At 41.2% G+C, this 26,782-nt stretch carries 29 protein-coding genes; 19 read left to right on the plus strand and 10 right to left on the minus strand.

The features are described from left to right. Window positions 1-70: 70 nt before the first annotated feature. On the minus strand, window positions 71-481 hold the full coding sequence (locus ABI367_RS14145) for a BrxA/BrxB family bacilliredoxin (protein WP_462229971.1): 411 nt from the start codon (window positions 479-481) through the stop codon (window positions 71-73). Between the two features lie 198 nt (window positions 482-679). Between ABI367_RS14145 and ABI367_RS14150 the strand changes: the two genes are divergently transcribed. The 3 genes from ABI367_RS14150 (at window position 680) to ahcY (ending at window position 3,333) form a co-directional block, all read left to right on the plus strand. Further along, window positions 680-1,546, plus strand: coding sequence for a peptidoglycan DD-metalloendopeptidase family protein (locus ABI367_RS14150; RefSeq protein WP_462229973.1), 867 nt, complete (start codon window positions 680-682; stop codon window positions 1,544-1,546). Window positions 1,547-1,608: 62 nt separating this feature from the next. Next, a complete protein-coding gene (locus ABI367_RS14155; protein ID WP_462258094.1) occupies window positions 1,609-1,935 on the plus strand; it encodes a bactofilin family protein in 327 nt (108 codons plus the stop codon). A gap of 81 nt (window positions 1,936-2,016) precedes the next feature. After that, on the plus strand, window positions 2,017-3,333 hold the full coding sequence (gene ahcY / locus ABI367_RS14160) for an adenosylhomocysteinase (protein ID WP_462229977.1): 1,317 nt from the start codon (window positions 2,017-2,019) through the stop codon (window positions 3,331-3,333). A gap of 61 nt (window positions 3,334-3,394) precedes the next feature. On the opposite strand, the gene ABI367_RS14165 is transcribed toward ahcY, so the two are convergent. Then, window positions 3,395-4,213, minus strand: coding sequence for a glutamate--tRNA ligase family protein (locus tag ABI367_RS14165; RefSeq protein WP_462229979.1), 819 nt, complete (start codon window positions 4,211-4,213; stop codon window positions 3,395-3,397). 73 nt (window positions 4,214-4,286) lie between these two features. On the opposite strand from ABI367_RS14165, the gene ABI367_RS14170 reads away from it, so the two are divergent. From ABI367_RS14170 to ABI367_RS14180, 3 genes are all read left to right on the plus strand, one after another. Beyond that, window positions 4,287-5,015 carry a pyridoxine 5'-phosphate synthase gene (locus tag ABI367_RS14170; protein ID WP_462229981.1) on the plus strand — a complete coding sequence of 243 codons (729 nt, stop codon included), beginning with the start codon at window positions 4,287-4,289 and terminating at the stop codon, window positions 5,013-5,015. Between the two features lie 74 nt (window positions 5,016-5,089). Next, a complete protein-coding gene (locus ABI367_RS14175; protein WP_462229983.1) occupies window positions 5,090-5,401 on the plus strand; it encodes an antibiotic biosynthesis monooxygenase family protein in 312 nt (103 codons plus the stop codon). 92 nt (window positions 5,402-5,493) lie between these two features. Next, on the plus strand, window positions 5,494-5,916 hold the full coding sequence (locus ABI367_RS14180; protein ID WP_462229985.1) for a response regulator: 423 nt from the start codon (window positions 5,494-5,496) through the stop codon (window positions 5,914-5,916). Here the strand turns inward: ABI367_RS14180 and ABI367_RS14185 are convergent. Further along, window positions 5,913-6,683: an MBL fold metallo-hydrolase gene (locus ABI367_RS14185; RefSeq protein WP_462229987.1), complete on the minus strand. Its 771-nt coding sequence runs from the start codon at window positions 6,681-6,683 to the stop codon at window positions 5,913-5,915. The genes ABI367_RS14180 and ABI367_RS14185 overlap by 4 nt on opposite strands. An 84-nt stretch (window positions 6,684-6,767) precedes the next feature. Here ABI367_RS14185 and recJ point away from each other — a divergent pair, with 84 nt between their 5' ends. The 3 genes from recJ to ABI367_RS14200 all read left to right on the plus strand — a co-directional run bounded on the left by recJ (window position 6,768) and on the right by ABI367_RS14200 (window position 10,817). After that, a complete protein-coding gene (gene recJ / locus ABI367_RS14190) occupies window positions 6,768-8,471 on the plus strand; it encodes a single-stranded-DNA-specific exonuclease RecJ (protein ID WP_462229989.1) in 1,704 nt (567 codons plus the stop codon). A gap of 63 nt (window positions 8,472-8,534) precedes the next feature. After that, a complete protein-coding gene (gene lptB, locus ABI367_RS14195; protein ID WP_462229991.1) occupies window positions 8,535-9,275 on the plus strand; it encodes an LPS export ABC transporter ATP-binding protein in 741 nt (246 codons plus the stop codon). Between the two features lie 12 nt (window positions 9,276-9,287). Beyond that, a complete protein-coding gene (locus ABI367_RS14200; RefSeq protein WP_462229993.1) occupies window positions 9,288-10,817 on the plus strand; it encodes a GH3 auxin-responsive promoter family protein in 1,530 nt (509 codons plus the stop codon). A gap of 75 nt (window positions 10,818-10,892) precedes the next feature. Here the strand turns inward: ABI367_RS14200 and folP are convergent, their stop codons facing one another. Then, window positions 10,893-11,753 (minus strand): dihydropteroate synthase, encoded by an 861-nt coding sequence (gene folP, locus ABI367_RS14205; RefSeq protein WP_462229995.1) that lies wholly within the window; start codon window positions 11,751-11,753, stop codon window positions 10,893-10,895. A 215-nt stretch (window positions 11,754-11,968) separates the two neighbouring features. Here folP and ABI367_RS14210 point away from each other — a divergent pair, with 215 nt between their 5' ends. The 7 genes from ABI367_RS14210 (at window position 11,969) to ABI367_RS14240 (ending at window position 19,205) form a co-directional block, all read left to right on the plus strand. After that, a complete protein-coding gene (locus ABI367_RS14210) occupies window positions 11,969-12,451 on the plus strand; it encodes a DUF1599 domain-containing protein (protein ID WP_462229997.1) in 483 nt (160 codons plus the stop codon). Beyond that, a complete protein-coding gene (locus ABI367_RS14215) occupies window positions 12,448-13,599 on the plus strand; it encodes a BT_3928 family protein (protein WP_462229999.1) in 1,152 nt (383 codons plus the stop codon). The genes ABI367_RS14210 and ABI367_RS14215 overlap by 4 nt, the downstream gene beginning before the upstream one ends. Continuing rightward, window positions 13,596-14,654 carry an ABC transporter permease gene (locus ABI367_RS14220; protein ID WP_462230001.1) on the plus strand — a complete coding sequence of 353 codons (1,059 nt, stop codon included), beginning with the start codon at window positions 13,596-13,598 and terminating at the stop codon, window positions 14,652-14,654. Before ABI367_RS14215 ends, ABI367_RS14220 begins: the two co-directional genes overlap by 4 nt. 7 nt (window positions 14,655-14,661) lie before the next feature. After that, window positions 14,662-15,159: a shikimate kinase gene (locus ABI367_RS14225; protein WP_462230003.1), complete on the plus strand. Its 498-nt coding sequence runs from the start codon at window positions 14,662-14,664 to the stop codon at window positions 15,157-15,159. Between the two features lie 100 nt (window positions 15,160-15,259). Then, window positions 15,260-16,687: a glycogen synthase gene (locus ABI367_RS14230; protein ID WP_462230005.1), complete on the plus strand. Its 1,428-nt coding sequence runs from the start codon at window positions 15,260-15,262 to the stop codon at window positions 16,685-16,687. Next, window positions 16,684-17,946 carry a glucose-1-phosphate adenylyltransferase gene (locus ABI367_RS14235; RefSeq protein WP_462230007.1) on the plus strand — a complete coding sequence of 421 codons (1,263 nt, stop codon included), beginning with the start codon at window positions 16,684-16,686 and terminating at the stop codon, window positions 17,944-17,946. The genes ABI367_RS14230 and ABI367_RS14235 overlap by 4 nt, the downstream gene beginning before the upstream one ends. A gap of 137 nt (window positions 17,947-18,083) precedes the next feature. Beyond that, window positions 18,084-19,205, plus strand: coding sequence for an alkaline phosphatase family protein (locus ABI367_RS14240; protein ID WP_462230009.1), 1,122 nt, complete (start codon window positions 18,084-18,086; stop codon window positions 19,203-19,205). A gap of 20 nt (window positions 19,206-19,225) precedes the next feature. Here ABI367_RS14240 and ABI367_RS14245 read toward each other — a convergent pair whose 3' ends face one another. The 3 genes from ABI367_RS14245 to ABI367_RS14255 form a co-directional block, all read right to left on the minus strand. Next, the gene (locus ABI367_RS14245) at window positions 19,226-19,906 is read right to left on the minus strand and encodes a metal-dependent hydrolase (protein WP_462230011.1); all 681 of its coding nucleotides are present in this window, start codon (window positions 19,904-19,906) and stop codon (window positions 19,226-19,228) included. 66 nt (window positions 19,907-19,972) lie between these two features. After that, window positions 19,973-20,278 carry a YbaB/EbfC family nucleoid-associated protein gene (locus ABI367_RS14250; protein WP_462230013.1) on the minus strand — a complete coding sequence of 102 codons (306 nt, stop codon included), beginning with the start codon at window positions 20,276-20,278 and terminating at the stop codon, window positions 19,973-19,975. 91 nt (window positions 20,279-20,369) lie between these two features. Then, on the minus strand, window positions 20,370-21,587 hold the full coding sequence (locus tag ABI367_RS14255) for a serine hydrolase domain-containing protein (protein ID WP_462230015.1): 1,218 nt from the start codon (window positions 21,585-21,587) through the stop codon (window positions 20,370-20,372). Window positions 21,588-21,702: 115 nt separating this feature from the next. Between ABI367_RS14255 and ABI367_RS14260 the strand changes: the two genes are divergently transcribed. Both ABI367_RS14260 and ABI367_RS14265 read left to right on the plus strand, forming a co-directional pair. Beyond that, window positions 21,703-22,623 carry a tetratricopeptide repeat protein gene (locus ABI367_RS14260; RefSeq protein ID WP_462230017.1) on the plus strand — a complete coding sequence of 307 codons (921 nt, stop codon included), beginning with the start codon at window positions 21,703-21,705 and terminating at the stop codon, window positions 22,621-22,623. A 25-nt stretch (window positions 22,624-22,648) separates the two neighbouring features. Beyond that, window positions 22,649-23,290: a DUF6624 domain-containing protein gene (locus ABI367_RS14265; protein ID WP_462230019.1), complete on the plus strand. Its 642-nt coding sequence runs from the start codon at window positions 22,649-22,651 to the stop codon at window positions 23,288-23,290. 17 nt (window positions 23,291-23,307) lie between these two features. Here the strand turns inward: ABI367_RS14265 and ABI367_RS14270 are convergent, their stop codons facing one another. From ABI367_RS14270 to ABI367_RS14280, 3 genes are read right to left on the minus strand one after another with little or no spacing between them, the layout of a single operon-like run. Then, window positions 23,308-23,673 (minus strand): LytR/AlgR family response regulator transcription factor, encoded by a 366-nt coding sequence (locus ABI367_RS14270; RefSeq protein WP_462230021.1) that lies wholly within the window; start codon window positions 23,671-23,673, stop codon window positions 23,308-23,310. Further along, window positions 23,661-24,062, minus strand: a complete 402-nt coding sequence (locus ABI367_RS14275; protein ID WP_462230023.1) for a LytR/AlgR family response regulator transcription factor — start codon at window positions 24,060-24,062, stop codon at window positions 23,661-23,663. The genes ABI367_RS14270 and ABI367_RS14275 overlap by 13 nt, the downstream gene beginning before the upstream one ends. Before the next feature lie 3 nt (window positions 24,063-24,065). Beyond that, entirely contained in the window at window positions 24,066-25,688 is a 1,623-nt protein-coding gene (locus ABI367_RS14280; RefSeq protein ID WP_462230025.1) for a sensor histidine kinase, read from the minus strand. A gap of 187 nt (window positions 25,689-25,875) precedes the next feature. On the opposite strand from ABI367_RS14280, the gene ABI367_RS14285 reads away from it, so the two are divergent. Further along, window positions 25,876-26,782: class II fumarate hydratase (locus ABI367_RS14285; protein WP_462230027.1), on the plus strand; the 907-nt coding region annotated here is incomplete at its 3' end.

A 26,782-nucleotide genomic window follows, 5' to 3' on the forward strand; every position in this document is an offset into this window, starting at 1 on the left:
GGGTTTTCTGTAAAACAGAAAACCCGGTTCGCAATACAAGCCGGGTTTTTACTATAGGTATAAAAATTCTTTAGCAATATTGCTCAAAAGCACCGATCAGGTTATCAGCAATCATCTGTGCAGGCCGCCCTTCAATTTGGTGGCGCTCAATAATATGAACCAGTTTGCCATCTTTAAATAATGCCATTGATGGTGACGACGGGGGGTAAGGCAGCATATAATTACGTGCTTTATCAACCGCGTCTTTTTCCATACCCGCAAAAACAGTAACCATTTTATCAGGGTGTTTTTGGTTTTGGGCAGCCATTCGTGCCGCCGGACGCGCATTTGCTGCTGCGCAGCCGCAAACAGAATTTACCATAACAAATACGGTGCCTTCGCTCTCAATAGCGCTTTTTACGGCGTCCGCATCCTTTAACTCTTCAAAACCAACTTTGGTCAACTCTTCCCGCATGGGGGCAACTAAATATTCAGGGTACATAGTATATCTATTTTAAAAACGTTCACAAAAATAACAAAACTAGAAGAGCTATTAGTTATAAATCAGAATAATAACATTTAGCTGACGATACAAACCAGATAAGTTATTGTTTGGCGTGAGGCAACTTTTTTTAAATTTAATATGGTTTTATAAACAGGAGTTTATAAATTGCAAACCCCAAGGGAATTATCGTTGTTTATGAAGCCAAAACTTAAAGATGTTAGTACAATAGTTATTTTAAGTAAAAATAATCAGGCTACAAAAACATTACAAATAAAAACCAAACATATAAGCAGGCTTAAACACTATGTTTTTAGTATTGTATTAGTTATATTGTCATTAGCTGGGGTTATAGCACTTTTACAAAACAGGAATAAGCAACAGGATGTTGAAAAGCAGCAGCTGGTAGCGCAAATAGTTAAACTAAAAGGCCAGATACCGCCAGCCGTATTAAATGCAAATGGCAAACCATCGGCTCAAAGCTATATACAAGCTATTGAAGCGAAGCTTAAAAAAATAAACGATTATTTAAAAAAACGCGGTCTGAAAGGATTTTCTACCAAAGCTGTTGGAGGGGATAATGATGCCGAAGGAGCCAAACTTTCAGACAAGGAGGTTTATATGGCCTACGACGATTACTTAACGCACTTAGTCAATACAGTAGCGTTTACTCCTATGGGTTATCCTCGCACAACTTCATTAACCTCGTTCTTCGGCTATAGGAGCGACCCTTTTGCATCAGAACGGGCCGAATTCCATCCCGGCATTGATTTTCAGGGGCAACGTGGCGATGCTGTTAAGTGTACCGCAAACGGTAAAGTTGTTTTTGCGGGGTGGTCTGGCGGATATGGCAATTGTATACGTATTAAACATGCCAATGATTTCGAAACCGTGTACGGGCATTTGTCAAAAATTTCCGTCAAAGTGGGCCAGGAGGTTTCAGTAGGCCAAAATATTGGCCAGGTTGGTTCAACAGGTCACTCAACAGGAAACCATTTGCATTACGAAGTACGTAAAAATGGCAAGCCTGTAAATCCGGTCAAGTTTTTAACCCTTAACAATTAACAGGTTAACTAGCCTTATCAATTATGGGTGTGTTTTCAAAAAAGCAAAAAGTTTCACTCGATATGCAAGCGATATCCACCTTTATTGCCGAAGGAACAGTTATTGAAGGTAATATAAAAGCTCCCGCAGTTGCACGTTTAGACGGACAAATTACCGGAGACGTATCAGTTACCGAAGGGTTAATATTGGGCGAAAAGGGAATTATAAATGGAAATATAGTTACCAAAGATATGGTGGTACACGGCCAGGTTAACGGCAATATTAATGTACAATCACTGGAAATTAAAAGTACAGGCCAAATTAACGGCGAAATTAAAACAGCTGCCTTATTAGTTGAAACCGGGGCTGTTTACAACGGTACGCTCTCCATGTATCAGGAACATAAATAGTTATTGTTGTCATTACATAACTATAATTTCATTTTGACAAGGTTTTAAGTTAAATTTGCATTTCAAAAAAAAACAAACACTATGTCATCAGTAGAGACCGCTTACATTAAGTACAAAGTAAAAGATATTTCGCTGGCCGGATGGGGTCGCAAAGAAATTGAATTGGCCGAAGCAGAAATGCCCGGATTAATGGCCTTACGCGCCGAGTATGGCCCGTCGCAGCCATTAAAAGGCGCACGCATTGCAGGCTGCCTGCACATGACCATCCAAACCGCTGTTTTAATTGAAACATTGATTCATTTAGGGGCCGAGGTTACATGGTCATCATGTAATATATTTTCAACTCAGGATCATGCCGCTGCTGCTATTGCTGCCGCCGGTGTATCTGTTTATGCCTGGAAAGGTTTAAATGAAGTTGATTTTGACTGGTGCATTGAACAAACTTTATTTTTTGGCGAAGATCGCAAACCGTTAAACATGATATTGGATGATGGCGGCGATTTAACTAATATGGTATTTGATAAATACCCGGAATTAATTGCAAACATTAAAGGTTTATCAGAAGAAACAACCACAGGTGTACATCGTTTATATGAACGCATGAAAGCCGGCACGCTGCCAATTCCTGCTATAAACATTAACGACTCAGTTACCAAATCAAAATTTGATAACAAATATGGTTGCCGCGAATCATTGGTTGACGCTATTCGTCGTGCTACAGACGTAATGATGGCCGGTAAAGTTGGTGTTGTTTGTGGTTATGGTGACGTAGGTAAAGGTTCTGCCGATTCATTGCGTAATGCTGGCGTACGTGTTATAGTAACCGAAATTGACCCTATTTGCGCTTTACAAGCCGCAATGGAAGGTTTTGAAGTTAAAAAACTTTCAACCGCTATTGCCGAGGCTGATATAGTGGTTACCGCTACAGGCAATAAAAACATAGTACGCGAAAAACATTTCCGCGCATTAAAAGACAAAGCTATTGTTTGTAACATCGGTCACTTTGATAATGAGATTGACATGGCCTGGTTAAACGGTGCTTATGGCAGCAGCAAAGTTGAAATTAAACCACAGGTTGATAAATATACCATTGACGGTAAAGACGTTATTGTTTTAGCCGAAGGCCGTTTGGTTAATTTGGGTTGTGCTACAGGCCACCCAAGTTTTGTAATGAGTAACTCATTCACTAACCAAACTTTGGCTCAGTTAGAACTTTGGACAAATGCTGGTGCATACGAAAACAAAGTTTACACCCTGCCTAAACATCTTGACGAAAAAGTTGCCCGTTTGCACCTGGCTAAAATTGGTGTGGAGCTTGAGGTACTTGATAAAGATCAGGCTGAATACATTGGTGTAACTGTTGATGGTCCGTTTAAACCGGAGTATTACCGTTACTAAGTAAAAAGTCAAAATTAAAAATTCAAAAGGACCTGATAGAAATATCGGGCCCTTTTTGTGTTTAAACGAGGTATTCATCGATGGAAGTATTTTTTAAAACATCGCTAAGCGTCCCGCCCTGCTCCCTCAAATATTTAATTGAAGTATCCCCTGCCGATTTGGAAAGCTTTTTTTCACCCCCGCCCATTATAAGCCCATGATAATGAAAGGTGATATTTTTAAACCCCTCGCTCTCCAATACATCTGCCAGGTAATGTTGTGCAATGGTTGAGCGCCACAAATCCTCGCCCCGCACTACCAGGTCAACCCCAAAATGTATATCATCAGCAACGGAGGTTAATTGATAGGCCGGATAGCCATCTTTTTTCCGAACTATAAAATCATTCATATCCTCAGGCAAGGTGGTTTTAATTATACCATTTTCTAAGGTTTTTATATGGATTGGCTTTTCATTTTTAGTACGCAATCGCCAGCTAACATTTGGTATATCAAGCGGCAGTTCCAACTTATCGCATTTACAGTTTATTATTTGTGTACGCGAACATTGACAGGCATAAACAGCATTTTTTTGTTTGAGTTCCTCCAGCATACCATGGTAAATACCAAGCCTGTGTAATTGCGACCACTGTGTTTTTATATCACTTACATTTCGGGGCCCCTCATCCCAATTTATTTGTAAAAACGCGAGCGTATCAAAAATGTCCTGTAAATAGGCTTCATTTACCCGCTGCTTATCCATGTCATCAATGCGTAGTAATAGCTGCGCCCCGGTTTTTTTTGCAAGACTTGCAGTTATTAAAAATGATAAGGCATTGCCCAAATGTAAAAAGCCACTTGGCGTTGGCGCTATGCGGGTTTTATTGAATTGTATATCGGGCATTTATTGCAAATTACAATTATCTGCTTGTTACCGTATTAGTTTTTTAATTTTGCTATACATTAAACGTTAACCTATGGTACGCCTGTCAGTAAACATCAATAAAATAGCCACCTTGCGTAACTCGCGCGGTGGTAATAACCCCAACCTGGTGCAAGTAGCGTTAGACTGCGAGCGTTTTGGCGCGCAGGGTATTACCGTGCACCCGCGCCCGGATGAAAGGCATATACGCTATAATGATGTTTTTGATTTAAAAAAAGCAATAACCACAGAGTTTAACATTGAGGGGAATTGCCAGGAGCAAAAATTTATTGACCTTGTATTAGCCAACAAACCCGCGCAAGTAACCCTGGTACCAGATGTATTAGGTCAAATTACGTCCAACCACGGTTGGGATACTATAAGCAACCAGGCGTATTTAAAAGACATGATAGCTATATTTAAAAATGCCGGAATACGGGTATCAATTTTTGTTGACCCTATTCCAAAAATGGTTGAAGCAGCAGCCACTACCGGAACAGACAGGGTTGAACTATATACCGAAGCATACGCACATCATTACCACCAGGGTAAAGAATTAGCTATTGCGCCTTACATACAAGCTGCCGAAGTTGCCCAAAGCGCCGGCCTGGGTTTAAATGCAGGGCATGACCTTGATTTGCACAACCTTAAATACTTTGCCGAAAACGTACCCGGCTTGCAGGAAGTAAGTATTGGCCATGCGTTAATAAGCGACGCGTTATATTATGGTCTTGAAAACACGATACAAATGTATTTAAGGCAGTTGGCAACTACCGGGCAATAACTATGTAACAATCTGAATACAATTATTGCAAAACCCTTGTGATGAGAATAACTTAGGTTTGTCCTTATATAACAATGATAGCTAACACCCCGCAACCACCCTATTATGCTGTTATTTTTACATCAATACGTACGGGCGTTAATGACGACTATGATGACATGGCCGGGGAAATGTTTAGACTAGCAGCAACTCAAGAAGGCTTTTTAGGAGTAGAGTCGGCACGCAATAAAATTGGAATAACAGTATCGTACTGGCAAAGCCCGGAATCCATAAAAAACTGGAAAGCAAACACACAGCACATGCTGGCGCAGAAGTATGGTCGTGAAAAATGGTATGCAAAATACAAGGTAAGAATTTGTAAAATTGAGCATGATTATGAGTTATAATAAAAACTTGTTACATTTATATTCATTAAACACTTAATGGTTTACAACTTTTAGAAGTAACCTTTAGCATCAAATTGCGTAGAAAGCAAAATATGAATACAGAAACACGCCCCGTACATATTTTATTAATTGACGATGATGAGATAAATAACTTTATTTCGATTAAGTTAATTAAAAAGGCACTTGCCGACGCAGAAATATCAGCCTGTTTAAACGGCAAACTTGCAATTGAAGAGTTGACCGAAACACAAAAAAGCAATCCGGAGAAACTACCTGATTTTATTTTGCTGGATATAAATATGCCCATTATGAATGGGTGGGAGTTTTTAGAAGAATACAAAAACTTAAATATTGACCCATCGGGCAAAAGCAAAATATTTATTATCTCATCATCGGTATTTAGTAATGATATCAGTAAGGCCCGCTCTTACCCGCTGGTTAAAAACTTTATATCTAAACCGCTAAGCGTTGAAAAGATAAGGGAAATGCTGGAAGGCACCGGCCCTACGCTTTAATTAGGGCTAACGCTAAAATGCTCATCCGCATAGGTTACTTTACCTGCCATTATTGATTTGGCGTGGTAAAATAATATGGTCCAGCCTTCGTGCGCAGCTTTTTTTCCATACTCTTCCCGCAATTGCATCGCCCGGCGTCCATCATAATCATATTTAGCAACAAACTTACGTATCAGTTGTTCAGGCTCAGGTAGTTCATCGCCGCCAAAAAAGCATTTATCAAGCCCGTCTTCTATCCAAAAAACTTGATGATACGGGCAGTGACCGCCCGATAATTCATACTTTATTCCTTCCTTATAAGTACCCGATCCATCAACCAGGTCCAACTTAACCGTGTTTTTTAATGCTTCAAATATTTCAATATGATAGGATGATGATTTGCCGGTAAGGGCAAACTCCCACTCTTTTTGCTGTATTACATGTGTGGCATTTGGAAAACTCGGCTCAAGTTTGCCATTACGTTCAACCACCAACCCGGCCGAGTGGTCATAATGCAGGTGCGACATCAATACTAAAGTTACCTCATCCGGCTCAAAACCGGCATTGCGTATATGCTGGTGCAGGTATAATTCATCGCGGGTATCTTTATAACCAAGCCCGGTATCAAATAAAATAAGGTCAGTAACCGTTTTAACTAAAAACGGATTAACATGGATAAATAAGGAGCCGGGTCTGTCCTTGGCATTATCTGTTTGAGGGTCAAAAGGGATGAATTTCTTTGAACTGTCAACCGAATAAGAGCCCTCGCCCAAAGCAAAAATTTCCATCAGAATAATATTAGTTTTTTTGACAGTAAAAGTAGCTGTTATAGTAACCCAATAATTATATTTACTGTTTTAAGCAACAAAGATATGAATAAACGGTGGGCGATAAAGGAAATGCCGGATGCAAATACGGTAAATAACTTAGCCGGCATACTTAATATTGACACCGTTTTAAGCACATTGCTGGTTCGTCAGGGCATTAGCACCTACGAAGAGGCCCGCTATTTTTTTAGACCCGACCACCGCCACCTGCACGATCCATTTTTAATGCAAGATATGGAAAAAGCCATATTGCGAATTGAACAGGCTATAAATAGCGGCGAAAAAATATTAATATATGGCGATTATGATGTAGATGGTACAACCGCCGTTGCCCTGGTGTACAGCTTTTTTAAAAACCATTGCACAAATATTGAGTATTATATACCCGATAGATATACCGAGGGTTATGGCATATCCACGCAGGGAATTGACTACGCCGCGCAACATGGTTTTGGTTTAATAATAGCCTTAGACTGTGGTATAAAATCAGTTGATAAAATTGCTTACGCCAATACCAAAAACATCGATTTTATTATTTGCGATCACCATACCCCCGGAGATTCAATCCCTAACGCCATAGCTGTACTTGACCCCAAACGGGCAGACTGTGATTATCCTTATAAAGAGTTGTCGGGTTGTGGTATTGGGTTTAAACTGGTACAGGCCTATGCCGAAAAAAACGAGATCCCATTTGAAGAGGTAAGCTGCTATTTTGATCTGGTAGCTGTAAGTATAGCCTGCGACATAGTACCTATTACGGGCGAAAACCGCACACTGGCGTATTTCGGCCTGCAAAAAATTAATACCAACCCTTGCATTGGCATTAAGAAATTGATGGATGTTGCCGGCCGGTCAGGTAATTTTACCATATCTGATATTGTGTTTCTGTTGGGCCCGCGCATTAATGCAGCAGGGCGTATTGATGATGCCAAACACGCGGTTGAGTTGCTGATAGCCCAAACAGAAGATGACGCTACCATAAAGGGCGAACTTATCAACTTAAAAAATACCGAACGCAAGGGCCATGACCTGCAAATAACCGATGAGGCGCTTAGTATAATAGATGGCGACTCGGTATTGATGAACCGAAAATCAACTGTGGTATATAATGAAAACTGGCATAAAGGTGTAATTGGTATTGTTGCTTCACGCCTTACCGAAAAATATTACCGTCCTACAATTGTACTTACCCGCTCAAACGGGCACGTGGCAGGTAGCGCACGGTCGGTTTTAGGATATGATTTATACGAAGCTTTATGCGGATGTAGCGACTTGTTGATACAGTTTGGCGGGCATAAGTACGCCGCTGGCTTAACTATGCACCCGGAAAATGTGCCGGCTTTTATTGATAAATTTGAAGAAGTGGTAAGCGCCAGTATTACTGATGAGCAGTTGATACAGCAGATACCTATTGATGCCGAAATTTCGTTAAACCAGATAGAGCCGAAATTTTTTAGGATATTGAACCAGTTTGCACCATTCGGGCCTGAAAATATGTTGCCGGTTTTCATCACTAAAAATGTGTATGTTAGTGGTAACGCTGGGTTAGCCGGAAGCAAGCATCTTAAAATGGCAGTAATGCAACCCGGCACACCGGCATTTGATTGTATAGCATTTAACCACGGCGATTATCTGGAGCAAATAAAAAAGGATGTGCCTTTTGATATTTGTTATACTATTGAAGAAAATATCTGGAAAGAGAGAAGAACTATCCAATTAAATATAAAAGGAATTCGTTTTAGTGATTAATGGTTGGTAATTAGAGATTAGGCCAATCAATAATTCATTAACTCAATAATTCAATAATTATAAATGATACTACGAGCAGAGAATTTAGTAAAAAAATATAAGCAGCGCGCGGTTGTAAACGACGTGTCGTTTAACGTGTCGCAGGGCGAAATTGTGGGGCTTTTAGGGCCAAATGGCGCGGGTAAAACTACTTCATTTTACATGATAGTGGGTCTGATAAAACCCAATGAAGGTACTATATTTTTAGAGGATGAGAATATAACCGGCGACCCTATGTACCGCCGTGCACAAAAAGGTATTGGTTATTTGGCGCAGGAAGCTTCGGTTTTCAGAAAGTTATCTGTCGAAGATAATATTAAGGCGGTGCTGGAAATGGGCAAAATGTCTAAAGAGCAACAAGAAGAAAAGCTGGAATCGTTAATTGATGAGTTTAGCTTGCACAAAGTGCGCCGAAATCGTGGCGATCTGCTATCTGGCGGTGAGCGCAGGCGTACCGAAATAGCAAGAGCGCTTGCAGCCGAGCCTAATTTTATATTATTGGATGAACCTTTTGCCGGGGTTGACCCTATTGCGGTAGAGGAAATACAGGCCATGGTAGCCAAATTAAAACATCGCAATATTGGTATTCTGATCACCGACCATAATGTGCAGGAAACGCTATCAATTACAGACAGGGCCTACCTGCTTTTTGAGGGTAAGATATTAGAGTCGGGCGTGCCCGAATTATTGGCCGAAAACGAAATGGTGCGCAAGGTTTACCTGGGTGCCAACTTCGTTTTAAAAAGAAAAACCTTTGCTCAATAAACCTTATCGCCCATGACGATATTTAACTCCGTTTTTACCTGGTTCATGAAAAAGCGCATCCACCAGATAGAGCTTTTTATGAAATACCCCAACGAGGTACAACGCGAGTGGTTTGAGCAACTATTAACATCAGCCGAAGAAACAGAATGGGGCCGCAAGTATGATTATAAAAGTATAAGTACCCCGCAACAGTTTAAGGAACGGGTGCCTATACAAACGTACGATACGCTGAAACCCTATATTGAGCGGATGTTGAAGGGTGAAAAAAACGTGCTCTGGCCGTCAGAGATACGATGGTTTGCCAAATCGTCGGGTACAACAAGCGACCGGAGCAAATTTATACCGGTTAGCGAAGAATCTTTAGAGGAATGCCACTTTAAAGGCGGCAAGGACCTACTCACCATCTATTTTAATAACCGCCCTAATGCCCGCATGTTTACCGGTAAAATATTAACGCTGGGCGGCAGCGCGCAAATCAGTCAATTAAGCGGTGATACTTCTTTCGGCGATCTCTCGGCGGTATTGATGAAAAACCTACCATTATGGGCCGAGTTTCACCGAACGCCGCACCTGGATATTGCCCTGCTGGAGAATTTTGAAGAGAAGATAGAAAAAATGGCCATGGCCACCAAGGATGTTAATGTAACCAGCCTTAGCGGTGTGCCCACCTGGAACCTGCTGTTATTTAAGCGGATACTGGAAATAACAGGTAAAAATAACCTGCTTGAAGTTTGGCCCAATTTGGAACTTTATTTTCATGGTGCGGTAAACTTTACACCTTATCGCGAGCAATTTAAAAAGCTCATCCCCAATGAAAACATGTACTACCTGGAAACCTACAATGCATCCGAAGGGTTTTTCGGGATACAGGACCTGGATGATTCGGGTGACATGCTGCTGATGTTGGATTATGGGGTGTTTTATGAGTTTTTACCATTTGAGCACTTGCATGATGAGAATCCTGAAACGTTGGACCTGGACCAGGTAGAACTGGAAAAAAATTACGCACTTATCATCAGTACCAACGCAGGTTTATGGCGCTATTTAATTGGCGATACGGTACGTTTTACTTCGCTATCGCCTTATCGTATTCAAATTACGGGGCGCACCAAGCATTTTATTAACGCCTTTGGCGAGGAATTGATCATAGACAATGCCGAGCGGGCATTGGACGAAGCCTGCCAGCAAACCGGAGCCATTATACGCGACTACACAGCCGCTCCAATATACTTTAAAGGTAACGACTGCGGCGCGCATGAATGGATAATTGAGTTTGAAAAAAAACCTGCTGAGTTTGACAGGTTTGTTGATTTGTTGGATGAAACCCTGCGCCGTGTAAACTCCGACTATGATGCCAAGCGTTTTAAAGATATGGCCCTGCGCCGCCCTCAAATTAGGGTAGCTCCCAAAGGCACCTTTTTTAACTGGATGAAAGAGAGGGGAAAAATTGGTGGCCAGCACAAAGTACCGCGCCTGGCCAATAACCGCGAGTATGTGGATAGTATTTTGAAGATGATGGGTTTAATAACCCAACCTGTTTAATTAATGTAGGTGTTCCATTTAGCGAGTGACGAACGCCCCGAACGCTTGGAACACTCCGAACACCCCAGGTTTAAGTTAGACAGATGTCTGACAGGCCTCAAATATCCTCACCGCCTCAACCGCTTCTTTAACATCATGAACCCGTAATATATTGGCGCCTTTGGTAAGTGCAATAGTATTTAATGCGGTAGTGCCGTTTAAAGCTTCGTCGGCAGTAATATTTAATAATCCGTGTATCATTTTTTTGCGGGATATGCCTACCAATATGGGCAGGGCCAGCTGGTTAAATTCCTGCAGGCGGCTCATTAGCCTATAACCCTGTTCGGGCTTTTTGGCAAAACCGAATCCGGGATCAATGATCACATCATTAACACCCAGTTGTTTTAGTTGATGATACCTGTCCGTAAAATAATCATAAACCTCGCTAAATATATCGTCATAAGTGGCCAGTTGCTGCATGGTTTGCGGGTTGCCTTTCATGTGCATTAAAATGTAAGGCACCTGTAACCGGGCAATGGTAGCAAACATAGCTGCATCCAACTGCCCGCCTGATATATCATTAATAAAATGCGCACCTGTTTTAATAGCGGCTTCTGCAACGGCGGCACGAAAAGTATCTACAGATAAAATGGCATCTGGGTAGGCGGCAATAACAGCCTCTACAACAGGAAGTAATCTGTCCATCTCTTCCTGTACCGAAATATCATCCGCACCCGGGCGCGATGAGTAAGCGCCCAGGTCCAAAAGCGCAGCGCCTTCCACCAGCATTTTACCCGCTTGCTGCACGGCACCCTCAACCAACGGTTTGCGGCTGTCTGCATAAAAAGAATCGGGTGTTAAATTAATTATCCCCATCACTTTTGGGGTAGACAGATCTATCAATTTGCCACCCGCATTGAGCGTAACCTTTTTATTAAAAACTGTATATTTAGCCATTGGTTATTTAAGGGTTGAAAGAGTTAAAAAGGTTGTAAAGGTTGATGAAAGGTTAAAAGGGTTGCAAAGGTTAAAACTAATCAACTTTTAAAACAACTACAACCACTACACATTTTCAACTTTTAAAACCACTACAACATCTTCAACTTTATAATATATTGAACAACACATCAGCAGAATACGAAGCGGTAATTAATGTTTGCAAGGGTCTTTTCATGAAAAAGACCTACGATTATGGAACAGCCTGGCGCATATTGCGCCCCGAATCAATAACCGATCAGCTATTTATTAAAGCGCAGCGCATCCGTACGTTAGAAGAAAAGAAGATATCGAAAGTTGGCGAAGATATTACCGGCGAATATATAGGTATTGTAAATTACTGCGTTATAGCCATGATGCAATTGGATTGCGAGCCCGGTTCCCCCGTTGAGCTTGCCCCCGATCATGTAAGCAAACTATTTGACGACAGGGTTACGGAAACCAAGGACCTGATGTTTGCCAAAAATCACGACTATGGCGAGGCCTGGCGCGATATGCGCATTAGCTCTTTAACTGACCTGATATTGATGAAAATATTGAGGGTAAAACAAATTGAGGATAACAAGGGTCAAACCCTGGCATCCGAAGGGATAAAAGCTAATTACCAGGATATGTTAAACTATGCTGTATTCGCGTTAATTAAATTAGGGGTTAAATGAAAAACGGGTTGATATGGTTTTGCCGTTTGGCTGTGGGGTTGCTGTTTATATTTTCGGGGCTTATTAAAATTAATGACCCGCTGGGCTTCTCCTATAAACTGGAAGAGTATTTTGAGGTATTCCATATCACATTTTTAAACGGCTTTGCAGTAAGTATTGCCATCATACTTTGCGCGCTCGAAATTATTTTAGGTTTTGCCCTCTTGATTGGCGTGCGTACTAAACAGGTAGGCATGGGTTTGTTGCTGCTGATTATATTTTTCACGTTTTTAACCTTCTACTCCGCGTATTTTAAAGTAGTGCAATCTTGCGGCTGCTTTGGCGATGCTATTCCGCTAACCCCATGGCAATCTTTTAGTAAGGACATGGTATTGCTGCTGTTAATAATAGTGTTGTTTATTAACCGAAATGTCATAAAACCATTATTTAATGCCAAAATAGGCGATAAGCTATTAATTGCTTCGGTGGTGGTGGGTTTTGCCTGCGGGTTTTACACGTATAATTTTTTGCCGGTAATTGATTTTTTGCCGTATAAAGTAGGGGCAAATATCTTGGAAGAAATGAAAACCCCACCGGACGCGCAACCTGACGAGTTTGAACTGACCTATCACCTAAAAAATAAAAAGACGGGCGATACCAAAGTAATGACCGATAAAGAGTACCTAAAAACAGGTATATGGAAAGATAATAACTGGACTATTATTGGCGACCCGGAAAGCCGCCTGGTAAAAAAGGGCTTTACCCCCAAAATAACCGACCTGAATATACAGGATGCGCAAGGTAATAATTATACACAGGAGCTTTTATCAAACCCATACTATGAACTGGTAATAGTAGCCTATAATTTAAAAAATACCAATAGCGATGCCATTAACCGATTAAATGCTATTGCGGCTAATATGACGCAGAACTATAATATTCGCACCATTTTTTTAACGTCAAACTCTCCTGCCGATGCGCAAGCCTTTAGCAAAGAGCATCATTTAATAAGCGAGATATTTTATGCCGATGGTGTGCCGTTAAAAAGCATGGTAAGGGCCAACCCGGGGATACTGCTTATGAAAAATGGCACGATTATTAATAAATGGCACTACCATTCCATACCCAAGTATGATGTGTTGGAAAAAGAATATTTACTGAAACAATGATTAATTACCTGCTGCGCAAAATACTTTACGGGCTTGCAGTAATGCTGGGCGTGGTAGTTGTGGTGTTTTTTCTATTTAACATTTTACCCGTAGATCCGGCCCGGATGACACAGGGCCAACGCGCCGATGTACAATCCTTACAAGCCGTACGCAAAGAGTTTGGTCTTGATAAACCCGTATCCGTACAGTTTGCTTATTATATTAATGATCTTTCGCCAATTGGTATACATTTAAACACGGCTGCCGAACAGGAGCGTTACGGTTACGTACGTTTATTTAATATCTCAAAGCAAAAAGTTATAGCACTTAAATGGCCATACCTGCGCCGTTCCTACCAAACCAGTAAAGATGTTAGGAGTATGCTGATGGAAGTGGTGCCCAACACCTTAATACTTGCCTTAACCGCTATGATATTCGCTATCATTATCGGCGTTTTTTTAGGGGTGATAAGTGCCGTTAACCAAAACACCTGGATAGATAAGGCGGCTGTAGCTTTTTCAACATTAGGGATATCTGCCCCGTCATTTTTTGCGGGCATTATTATAGCATGGTTGTTTGGCTTTTTATGGAGCGATTATACCGGGTTAAACATGTCTGGCAGTTTATATAGTTACGATCCCTTTAAGGGCGAGGTTATGACCTGGAAAAACTTAATACTCCCCATGATAACGTTGGGCCTGCGGCCACTGGCTATAATTGTACAACTTACCCGTAATGCCATGTTAGATGTTTTGGGGCAGGACTATATACGCACAGCTAAAGCAAAAGGGTTGAGCAATAATGCTATCATTTATCGCCACGCGTTAAAAAACGCGCTTAACCCGGTTATTACGGCCATAGCCAATTGGTTTGCATCGTTAATGGCGGGATCATTTTTTGTAGAATATGTATTTGGCTACAATGGCTTGGGTAAGGCTACGGTAAATGCGCTGGAGATGTCAGACTTCCCGGTAATTATGGGTTCTATTTTATTTATCGCTTTTATTTTTGTGGTGATCAATATTTTAACGGATGTTATTTATGTTTGGGTCGACCCACGGGTAAAACTCAGCTAATGTTGTTATGAAAATATTTTTAATAGGTTTTATGGGATGTGGCAAAACCACCTGGAGCAAAAAATTGGCAGCGCACCTTGGTTATGACTTTATTGACCTTGACCACGTTTTACAGGACAAGGTAGGTATGACTATTGCCGAATATTTTGCAGCGCACGGTGAAGAGGCCTTCCGTAAACTGGAATCATCTATTTTAAAAGATACGGAGTACCCGGAAAATACCGTCATATCAACAGGTGGCGGATTGCCTTGTTTTTTTAATAACCTGCAATGGATGAACGCCAACGGTAAAACTTTGTATATTAAACTAAGCCCCAAAACATTGGCTGAACGATTGGAAAATGCCAAAACCGAACGTCCTGTGCTTCGCGGCAAGCATGGCGACGAGTTAGTAGCTTTTATAACCGAAAAGCTGGCCGAGCGTGAGGGATTTTATATGCAAGCCGCTCATATTATAAACGGCATTGACCTCTCGGTAGAAAAAATAGAAAAGGCGCTGGAGTAACTATCCAAAAGCAATTCGGCGCTTCCAAAAACATTTTTTAAATGATGTACTTGTGCATTTAAATAAATGTTTAGTACCTTAACAACGCTATATAACGCCAATGAGAATATATCATCTAAGTGCAGAATGTTACCCCGTGGCCAAGGTTGGCGGGCTGGCTGATGTGGTAGGCGCGCTACCTAAATACCAATGCCAGGCAGGCTTACAGGCAGCAGTTGTTTTGCCCTATTACGATAGAAAATTTGTGCGCGAAAACGAGTTTGAAACCGTTTTTCAAAGCGCAACTTTGTTAGGTACAAGGCGGTTGTTTTTTGAGATATTAAAAGAAAAAACCAATAAGCTTGGTTTTGAACTATACCTGGTAAAAATACCGGGGCTTGTTGACCGCGAAAATGTGTACAGCTACCCTGACGAGCGCGAACAATTTATTGCCTACCAACTGGCTTTTTTAGATTGGATAAGCTATTCGCAGCAATCGCCGGATATTATTCATTGTCATGACCACCATTCGGGACTGGTGCCATTTTTATTGTACCATTCCAAATTATACACCCGGCTGGCTAATACGCCAACAGTATTTACCATACATAACGGGCAGTATCACGGCGCTTTTGGCTGGGATAAATTATCCTACCTGCCTGAAATTGACCTGACCAAAACAGGTTTGCTGGATTGGAACGGGGGCATAAACCCGTTGGCCGCCGCGGTAAAGTGTGCCGCCAGATATACTACAGTATCACCAAGCTACTTGCATGAATTAACCATTAGCTCAAACGGGTTGGAGTATTTGTTTTATTTGGAAAGCGGCAAGGGCGTGGGTATCATCAATGGCATTGATACCGAGGTGTGGAACCCCAAAACCGATCCAATGATAGCCGAAAATTATACTGCGGCAAAAGCATCAACGGGAAAACTAAAAAACAAAGAAGCGCTTTGCAAACGGTTTAATTTAGATGTTAAATTGCCATTGGTTTCTTTTATAGGCAGATTGGTGTTGGAGAAAGGTGCCGACATTATACCCGAAGCCATAGAAAAAAGCATTACAGATAATCCAGACAAGATTAATTTCCTGATATTAGGAGCGGGTGATACTGAGATTGAAAAAAGCCTACAGGAACTAAAGGAATTATACCCGGATCAATGTAATGTGTATATAGGTTATAATGAAGAACTGGCGCACTTGGTGTATGCCGGATCAGACTTTTTGCTGATGCCATCGCGGGTGGAGCCATGTGGGTTAAACCAATTATATTCCCTGCGCTATGGCACTATGCCAATGGTGCGCAGCACTGGTGGATTAAAAGATACGGTAATTGATTTTGGCGATAAAGGCGGCTATGGTATCCGGTTTGATAATACCACGGTAATTGATATTTGCCAGGCCATTAACCGGGCAATTGCAGTTTATAATGAACCGGCTACCCTACAAACCCTGCGTAAACGCATGATGGGCCTTGATTTTTCATGGGATGCGTCCGCTAAAAAATACATTGAACTTTATAAAAGTATAAAACCCACAACAATATGACATCAAATGTAATTTGCATTGTACTTGGCGGGGGCCAGGGGAGCCGTTTACATCCGCTTACGGCAACACGTTCAAAACCGGCAGTGCCAATTGCGGGTAAATACCGTTTAGTTGATATACCTATATCCAATTGTTTACATTCGGGTATCAATCGTATTTATGTGTTAACTCAGTTTAACTCGGCCTCATTAAATAAACATATTAAAAACACCTACCATTTTAGCAGCTTTAGTGAGGCTTTTGTTGATATTTTGGCTGCAGAACAAACCCCAACCAGCGGCGGCTGGTTTCAAGGAACGGCCGATGCGGTTAGGCAAAGCCTGCACCATTTGGCCGTACATGAATTTGATCATGTGCTAATATTATCAGGCGATCAGTTATACCAAATGGATTTTGATGATATGATAAACAAACATATCGAGACCAAGGCCGAAATATCAATAGCCACAATACCTGTTCATGTTAATGATGTTCCCGGGTTTGGTATATTAAAAACCAATAGCGAAAACGTTATTACAAAATTTGTTGAAAAACCTAAAACTGATTTTGACTCGCTGGTGTCCGACGTGAGCGATGAAATGAAAGCACAGGGACGCATTTACCTGGCGTCAATGGGTATTTACCTATTTAACAGGAAACTATTATTCGAATTGTTGCAGGGCAATGAGCGTACTGATTTTGGCAAAGAGATCATCCCGCAATCCATCGGCGAGCACAAAGTAATAAGTTATCAATATGAAGGCTATTGGACAGATATTGGTACTATTAAATCGTTTTTTGATGCTAATTTGGGGCTTACAGATGACATACCACAGTTTAATCTTTTTGATAAGAACTATATATTTACCCGGGCACGTATGCTGCCGCCGTCAAAAGTATCAGGTACACACATGGAAAAAACCATTGTTGCCGATGGTTGCATTATAAATGCCAGTAAAATATCACGCTCAATAGTAGGTATACGTAGCCGTATTGGTTTTGATACCACCATTGAGAATTGTTATATAATGGGTAGTGATAACTACCAAACTTTGGAGCAGATAGAAGAATCGCACCAAAACAATACGCCTATTATGGGTATTGGCGACAGGTGTATAATAAATAACGCTATTATTGATAAAAACACCTATATCGGCAACGATGTACTGATTAATTGCGGCGATAAACTGGCGGATGGCGAGTATGCAACACATACTGTTAAAGACGGTATTGTGGTGGTTAAAAAACGTGCTATTATCCCCGACGGTACGGTTATCTAATTTAAAAACCCTTTCAGTAAAAATGCCCCCGAATGTCGTGGGCGTTTTTTTTGTTAACAGTTAAGTATTTAATACTTAACGTTTATTAAAGATTGTGTTAATACCGGGGCTTTATTTTTGAAATAAAACTACCGGTTATGAAAAAGGCCACACTGTTATTTCTAATACTGATAATTGGGGGCAGCGTAAGCGCACAATTTCGTGAAACTCAAAATGTGATAATAGTAACCCTCGATGGTTCGCGTTGGCAGGAGATTTACCGGGGAGCCGACTCATCTTTAATTAATTCAAAATACACCAAGGATAAAGAAGAGGTGAGGGAAAACTTTTGGGCCGAAACAGTAGAAGAACGCCGTAAATTATTAATGCCTTTTATGTGGTCGACCATGGTGCGCGGGGGGCAACTTTACGGCAACCGGGATATAGGCAATAAAAGCGAGGTAGCCAATAAAGCTGGTTCATCCTATCCGGGCTACAATGAAATATTTACCGGTGCACCGGATTGGAAAATAATGGGAAACGCACCGATAAATAACACTAACAAGAGCGTATTAGAATATATCAACAAACAGCCCGGTTTTGAAAATGAAGTAGTCGTTTTTGCTTCATGGGAACTTTTTCCCTACATATTTAATGTAAAGCAATCAGGATTAAAAGTAAATGCCGGTTATACTGACGTTGCAGAGACAGACGCCAATGGGCATATAAAATATTTAAATGAATTACAACATACAATACCGCACCCCATTGGCGAAACAAGGGTAGACACCATGACATACGAGTTAGGCAAGGCATACTTGAAACAATATAAGCCGCGGATAATGTATTTTGCTTTTGATGAAACCGATGAAATGGGGCACAGGGGGAATTACCAATCGTACTTAAATAAACTGAGACAGCAGGACGGATTTATAAAAGAGTTGTGGCTGTATATTCAAACTGATTCAACCTATAGAAATAAAACAACATTAATTATAACCTGCGATCATGGCCGGGGAGATGCATCGCCATGGGCATGGACCGAACATAGCATCCTGATTAAAAATTCCATCCAAACCTGGATGGCTGTAATAGGGCCAGACACACCGGCTGAGGGGGAAATGGGAACATCAACCACTATTTATCAAAAGCAAATAGCACAAACCATAGCCAAATTACTGGGGTTTGATTTTAAAGCCAATACCAAACGAGCTATAGGCGACCCTATTGAATCCATTACGAGGAAAGACGTTATTGTGAACGTTGCAAAAAAACAGTAAGCGGGATCATTAGCTCGTATCTATAAGTTAATGCTTGAGCCTATTGCGGGTAATTGAATGTTAATACCCGCTTTTATAAATTTCTCCATAACCTCGTCTATATTGATGTTTATAACCGGGAAGGTATCATAATGTACACCTATCACATTTTTACAGTTAATAAACCCGGTGGCTTTAATGGCGTCATCAACACCCATGGTAAAGTTGTCGCCAATGGGTAGTATGGCCCAATCCAGGTTTTCATCTTCCAGCAATTTCATATCATAGGTAAGCGCGGTACCCGAAAAGTATATTTTTTTACCATTATTAACATGAATAACAAACCCGGCAGGGTTGCCACCTGACGCGCCATCGGGTATAGTACTGGAGTGTATGGCATTTACCATTTTTACCCGGCCAAATTCAAAATTGAAGCTGCCGCCAATATTCATAGCATGAACATTATTAATGCCTTGTTTTCCCAGCCATTCGGCAATTTCAAAAATACAGATCACCTTAGCACCGCTATTTTTCTGTATCGTGATCAAATCGGCCATGTGGTCGCCATGCCCGTGCGATAACAGGATATAGTCGGGCTTTAAGCTACTTATATCAATATTCTTCGCCAAGGAATTTGGCGTTATAAAGGGGTCAAATAACAAGGTTTTCCCATCTTCGGTTTCTAAACCCAGGCTCGATTGGCCGTAATAGGTAGCTTTCATAATGGTCGTTTTATAATATCGAATAATGAATTTTGAAAACCGAATAATGAAGTAACAACCTCATTATCATTTTTCAAACAATCCGCCAAATCCGCCAAGCATATCCTTGGTCATGGCAGCCATCTCACTTTGGCTCACGTTATCGGCTTGTTCAAGGGCTTTGTTAATGGCTGTTACCAACAGTTCTTCCAGTTCATCTTTATCTGCTTCGTCTAAAAAAGAAGCCTGTATATTTATAGACTGTATAACTTTATTGCCGTTGGCCGTAACCAATATCTGCCCGCCTTCAACTGATCCTGATACGGTTATGGCATCTAATCTTTTCTTTACTTCGCCAGCCTTTTGCTGTGCCTCTAATAATTTGTCGAACATAACTTTAATGTTTATTGGTTGATTATGTTGATTGAGTGAATGGTTATGAACTACTTAACTTAATCTAACCCAATCAACCACTCACCCCCAATTAATCGTCACTGGTATCGCCATTGCCTTTATAAGCACTTTTACGCACTACCGGCATGCCAACAATATTAAACAGGTCATCCAGTTTTAGCAAGCTGCCGTTTACTAAATTACTTAACAAAACAATAGTGATATCGTTTTTCATATCCCGCAAATAAATATGCCTGAAACCATGCCACCAGCCAGTATGATAAATTACCTGCTGCCCCGGCGCATTAAATGTGCGCCAACCATAGCCATAACTAAAATGACCGTGTACAGCGGGATTACGCGGCACGTAAGCCGAATCCATAGTGGCTTGTTTAAGTAACCGGCCCGCGCGCAGGGCCCGGTCAAAAATCAACAGGTCGCCTACAGTGCTGTAAATGCCTTTATCGCCCACAGGGCCATCCAAAAAGTTTTGCGCTACACTATATTTCCAGGTGCCCCTGTCATGTCCCACCACATCAACCGGAATTTTATCATATACGGCTTTTGAATATACGGCGGTATTTTTCATCCCAGCAGGTATAAAAACATTTTGCTTCATATATTCGGCATACGGCATGCCTGTTATCTTTTCAATAATGGAGCCTAATACCATAAAGTTAGAGTTGTTGTATAAAAACCTAACGTTGGGCTTATTAAAACGGGCGGGCTTGTACTTGGCAATCAGCGCCATTTCTTCGGCATTGGTAATGCCTTTGCGTTGGTTTAAATGTTGTTTACGGTAAATATCGTCAGTAAAATAAACATAATTCATCATGCCCGAGCGGTGGGTAAGCAACAAGCGTATAGTAACTCCCTCGTATGGAAAATCAGGGAAAAAATCGCGCACGTCCTGGTCCAGTTTGAGTTTGCCGCGTTCCCAAAGCTGCAGGATGGCGGTACCCGTCATGGTTTTTGAGATGGATGCCAACTCAAACTTCGAGTTTATCTTCAGACTGTCACGGCGCAGGTAATCGGCCCACCCAATGGCGTTTTCGTAAATTATTTTACCGTGTTTGGCTACCAATATATTACCGTTAAAACCGCGCGTTTTATGCAGATTTTTAATGAAAGCGTCGATACGTTTGTCGCCGTTTTTGGGGTCGTATTTTAAAAAGGGTTGCCCGTCAAAAGGCTTATCGCCCCAAACAGCGGGACCGGTTTTAGCATCGGTATTGGGTTTTGATGAACAGGAGGCTAATAAAAGAATAGATGCAGCGAATGTTAGAGCGCTGTTATACAGTAATCTCATCAGAAAATAGTTAGTACGTAAACGACAACGAAAAATAGAGATTATAGTTCGGGATAAAATTAACTTTAAGCATATATTTTTCAACAGCCACAAAAAACATTTGTAGTTTTAACGTATGAAACTAAAGTGTGTTGTAATATTCACAGCTTTTTTATGGGTAACCGGGCACGGCATAGTACAGGCGCAGGTTATTGACCCCACAGATAATAATGCCAATTACCAAAAGGCACTTAGCTTATATCAATCAGATGCTGCTGCTGATGGTATACCTTACCTGGAAAATATACTTAAAAACAGTAGTACTATAAAACCTGCGGCATATGACCTGTTGGGCAACATTTACGATAAATTGCTACAGCCCGATAAGGCCATTGAAGCGTATAAAGCAGGCATACAGCTTGATCCTGCCTACCAAAACCTACGGTTTAATTTAGGACTGGCCTATTTCCGCATGAAAAAATATACCGATGCCGAGTTAAGTGCCATTGAGGCTATAAAACTCGACCCGAAACATGCCAACAGCCTGCGGTTGTATGGGTTGGTAACTTTTCATCAGGATAAACGGGTAAACGCATTGCTGGCGTTTTGCAGCTTTTTATTAATGGACCCTAACGCCCCCCGTGCAAGTGAAGCTTATACCAACATACAAAGTATTTTAAAGGGCGGTGCGCTAAAACCGGGTGAAGGCTTACCTGCTACTGATAAAAATACCATTGCATTAAATAATGGCCTGGCTGCCATCATGGCCGCAGGCAAAACAAAAAAATTGCCACCTGCTGAGTTATTAGAATATCAGTTAAAAAGTATTTTTATAATGGCCGGGCAACTGTCCGCCAAAAAGCAGGCGAAAGATTTTTTTGATACCTATTACGCTGACTTTTTTTATAAACTGGCGCAAAGTAAATATATGCACGTATTTGCACAATTGGTTGGTGTAAGTGGTGATAAGGAAGCAAGCCAAAAATGGCAGCAGGAAAATTCCCAACAAATGACAGAATTGAATGCCTGGGTAAAAACAACAGAAAGAAACTTTTAGCGTTATTTGATAAACCTTATCAATCATGAAAAACCTTATTATCGTATTTCTGCTTTCTATGGCTTCTACAGCGATAGGGCAAATAAAATTAAATACCCCTTTAAAAAAGCAGATGGATAGCGTGTTTGTGCTCGACCAAAAATATCGAGAAGCTATGACTTTGTTGAATAATCCGGCGAAAAAGGATTCTATAGTTAAAGTCATGGGCGTCCCTTCCGAAGGTTATCAAAAGCTTCAAAGCCACATAGACACACTAAATTTGATATTCATTGAAAAGGTATTCGCCCAATACGGTTATCCCGGCACAACGTTAGTTGGCGAGCCAACAAACGAGGCGGCATGGAACGTAATTCAGCATTCTGCTAAAATCGCCGAGTATTTGCCATTAATTAAAAAGGCAGCAGAAAACAAAGAACTCCCCTTTCGCCTTTATGCCATAATGCTCGATCGTAATTTATTGCAACAGGACAAAGAGCAAATTTATGGCACACAAATACAGGCGCAAAAAATGAAGAATGGCAAATTTGAAATGTTTGTATGGCCGATAAAAGACCCTGAAACCGTAAATGACCGCCGCAAAAAAGCCGGGTTTGATTTAACAGTTGAAGAAAATGCTAAAAGGTTTAATGTTACCTATACCATAAAAAAAATAGATGAGATTAAGTAAGGGAATCCACTACCTGATCATATCTTAAAATCCCCCGCCAACGCACCTTTCACCTTTTCCCTATTCAATTTTGAAATCGGTATTTTAGTTTGATCAGTTAATAGCAGGCTGCCCCCATCCTCACGCAGCCAGCTTTTAATGTAGGCCATGTTTACCAGGTGCGTTTGGTGGGTCCGTAAAAAGCGGTGTGCTGTAAGCATATCGGCATACTCCTTTAGTGTTTTTGAAACCAATATCTGCTCGCCACCTACCAAAACAAACAAGGTATAAGTATTATCCGCCTGGCAGCGTATAATGTCGGCAATGTTTACATATCGGGTTTCGCCCAGCATAGGCAGGGCTATGCGTGGCGTGGCTTTGTTCTCGTCTTTTAAATATTCCAAAGGTAGCCCAGGCGCTCATTTTTTTGTTTTTGGTTGATTGACCTGCGCGCCTTATCAATAGCAGCAACTAACTCATCAATATCAATAGGTTTCAGCAAATAATCTAACGCCGAAAATTTAATAGCCTGTATGGCATATTGATTATATGCGGTAATAAAAATGATCTCAAAGGTTATCTCCCCCAATTGCTGCAGCAGGTCAAACCCGGTTTGCGTATGTAACTGAATATCCAAAAACACTAACTGCGGCTGATGCCGTTTTATAGCAACCAACGCATCATCAACACTTTCGGCAACGGCGCATACCTGTACATCGTCCGCATAAACCTTTAGCAATTGCTGCAGGTTTTCCTGGTTCGATGTTTCGTCGTCAACAATCAGCGCTTTCATTATTTACAGCCAGTTTTTTAGTTCGATAGTGATAATTGTACCTATTGAGGTTGAGTTTATATGCAGCAAGATAGTGGTATTTTTGTAGATGCTGTTAAACAGCTTAATTCGTTCTTCGCATAATTTAATACCCATTCCGGTGGTTGGGGTTTTACTAAACCCGGGGCCATTGTCGGTCACTTTTAATAGGATATCGTTGTCGGTTTTGTTAATATTAACAGTTATTAACCCCTCACCTTTTAAGGCAGATATGCCATGTTTAACCGCATTCTCTACAAAGGGCTGTAGCAGCATGGCAGGTATCTCAATTTGTTGGTCAACACCTTCAACTACGTCAATCTTAAACTTAAACCCAAAGCGCATTTGCTCCATTTCCAGGTAGTCGGTCAGTAAACTTATCTCATGTTCTATGCTGGTCAATTCTTTCTGCCCATCATCTAAAACATTGCGGGTTAAACGGGCAAAACGGGTAAGATATTTATTGGCATTTTCTACCTCGTTTTTATTCATCAGGTTTTGTATCCCCGCAAGGGCATTAAAAATAAAATGCGGGTTAAGCTGTGAGCGCACTGATTGCAGTTGCAGCATTGCAATTTGTTTACCTTGCGTTGCTATTTTTTGTTTACGGCGGAGGTAAAAATATAGACGAAGAGCGGCGACTAAAATAGCAACTATAATAAAAATAGCCGTGTTAAGCGGTATAGTGGTTGGGCCTGGCAGTACTGTAAAATGAACTTCAGCGGTTCGACCTATTGTTGTTAGCAGCCGGGTATCGGGCCAATCAAAATTCGTTTCCGGCTTTATAACCAAGGTATACTCTCCCGGTTTGCTAAAAAAAGCACTGTTAATGTGCATTATATATCCATCCATTGCAAGCAGTTGGTGTTCCCAACCATTTCCAATAGCCGTAGTTTCTTCTTTTCCATCAAATTTTCTAATGATAGAAACATGGTACAGGGTTATTTGGTCAAGTTGGCCTATTCCTATTATTATGCCCTTAAGGTTGTTGCCCGGCCATATAGTGAAACCCTTTTTCCAATCTGGTACACTCGCACTGTCAGGGAGGTACTCTACCATAACTCTTGTTATCCGTGCGGCACGCTTATTATCGTCATTGTAAGAATACACGGCCCATCGTTTTTTCCCATTTTTTACTTCTTCAATGGTCAATATTATTGTTTTATGCCGGCAATTAAATTTACCCAGATAGGCATAGGGCGTATTATCAGCTTTAAAAACTGTGGGTGTTGACCAGGGCACCAGTTCTTCGCCAGTATCGGTCCTTACATTATATTTAAAATTACTTGCGTTTTGGCGCGTTATAGCTGTTGATGCTAATTGTATTTCTTGAACATTATACAAATCGTAGTTTACGGTGTCTTTTTGACTAAACGAGGGTCTTAAAATATAGTCTCTTTTATTTACGGACCGCACTTTTACCCACACATCAAAATCGGGATCAAAATTGGGGATGTATTCACGGCCACTTGTATAAAGCCATTTATCGGAGGCCATATTAAACATGGTATTTTGAACATCTGGCAAATGTTTACTGAACTGGGCAAAAACAATATTGCCAGGAATTAATACAGTTAAACAAATGATAATGAATAAATACTTTTTCATGTGCTTTTAAATTTAATCAAATATGTGATGAAAACTAAAGGCGGGCAACCGGCAAATAGTAAACGGCATTATTGCATTAGCAAGCGGCATTGGTTACCCATAAAATATTTACTTAATAATTGTAGGGCTAACTGGCATTAACCACATAAAACCCTAAATTTGCCGCTATTAAAAAACACATATTACCATGAGTTTCAGAATTGAACACGATACCATGGGCGAGGTACAGGTACCTGCCGATAAATACTGGGGCGCACAAACCGAACGCTCGCGCAATAACTTTAAAATTGGTCCGGAGGCATCCATGCCTAAAGAGATCATTGCGGCCTTTGCCTACCTGAAAAAAGCCGCAGCCTACACTAATACTGATCTGGGGGTATTAACCGCTGAAAAACGCGACCAGATAGCCGCCGTTTGTGATGAGATTTTGGCCGGAGCTTTGGATAGCGAATTTCCGTTGGTTATCTGGCAAACAGGCTCGGGTACGCAATCAAATATGAACGTAAACGAGGTAATTGCTAACCGCGCACACGTTGCCGCGGGCAATATGCTGGGCGAGGGCAAAACGTTTATACACCCTAATGATGATGTAAATAAATCGCAATCATCAAACGATACCTATCCAACGGCAATGCACATTGCTGCTTATAAAATGCTGAATGATGTTACCATCCCGGGTATTGAAAAACTGCGCGATACCCTGCAAGCCAAAACTGAAGAATTTAAAAACGTGGTAAAAATTGGCCGTACCCACCTGATGGATGCCACCCCGCTTACCTTGGGGCAAGAGTTTTCTGGCTATGCATCGCAATTGAACCATGGTTTAAAGGCGTTAAGAAATACATTAGACCACCTTTCAGAGCTGGCCCTTGGCGGCACCGCCGTTGGTACGGGCATTAACACGCCACAAGGTTATGATGTTAAGGTAGCCGAATATATCGCACAGTTTACCGGCCTGCCTTTCCGCACAGCCGAAAACAAGTTTGAGGCATTAGCCGCGCATGATGCTATTGTAGAGAGCCACGGTGCGCTAAAACAAATTGCTGTGTCATTAATGAAAATTGCTAATGATATCCGTATGCTGGCATCTGGTC

This window comes from Mucilaginibacter sp. (assembly GCF_039935595.1).
In the GTDB taxonomy this organism is placed as follows: Bacteria; Bacteroidota; Bacteroidia; order Sphingobacteriales; family Sphingobacteriaceae; genus Mucilaginibacter.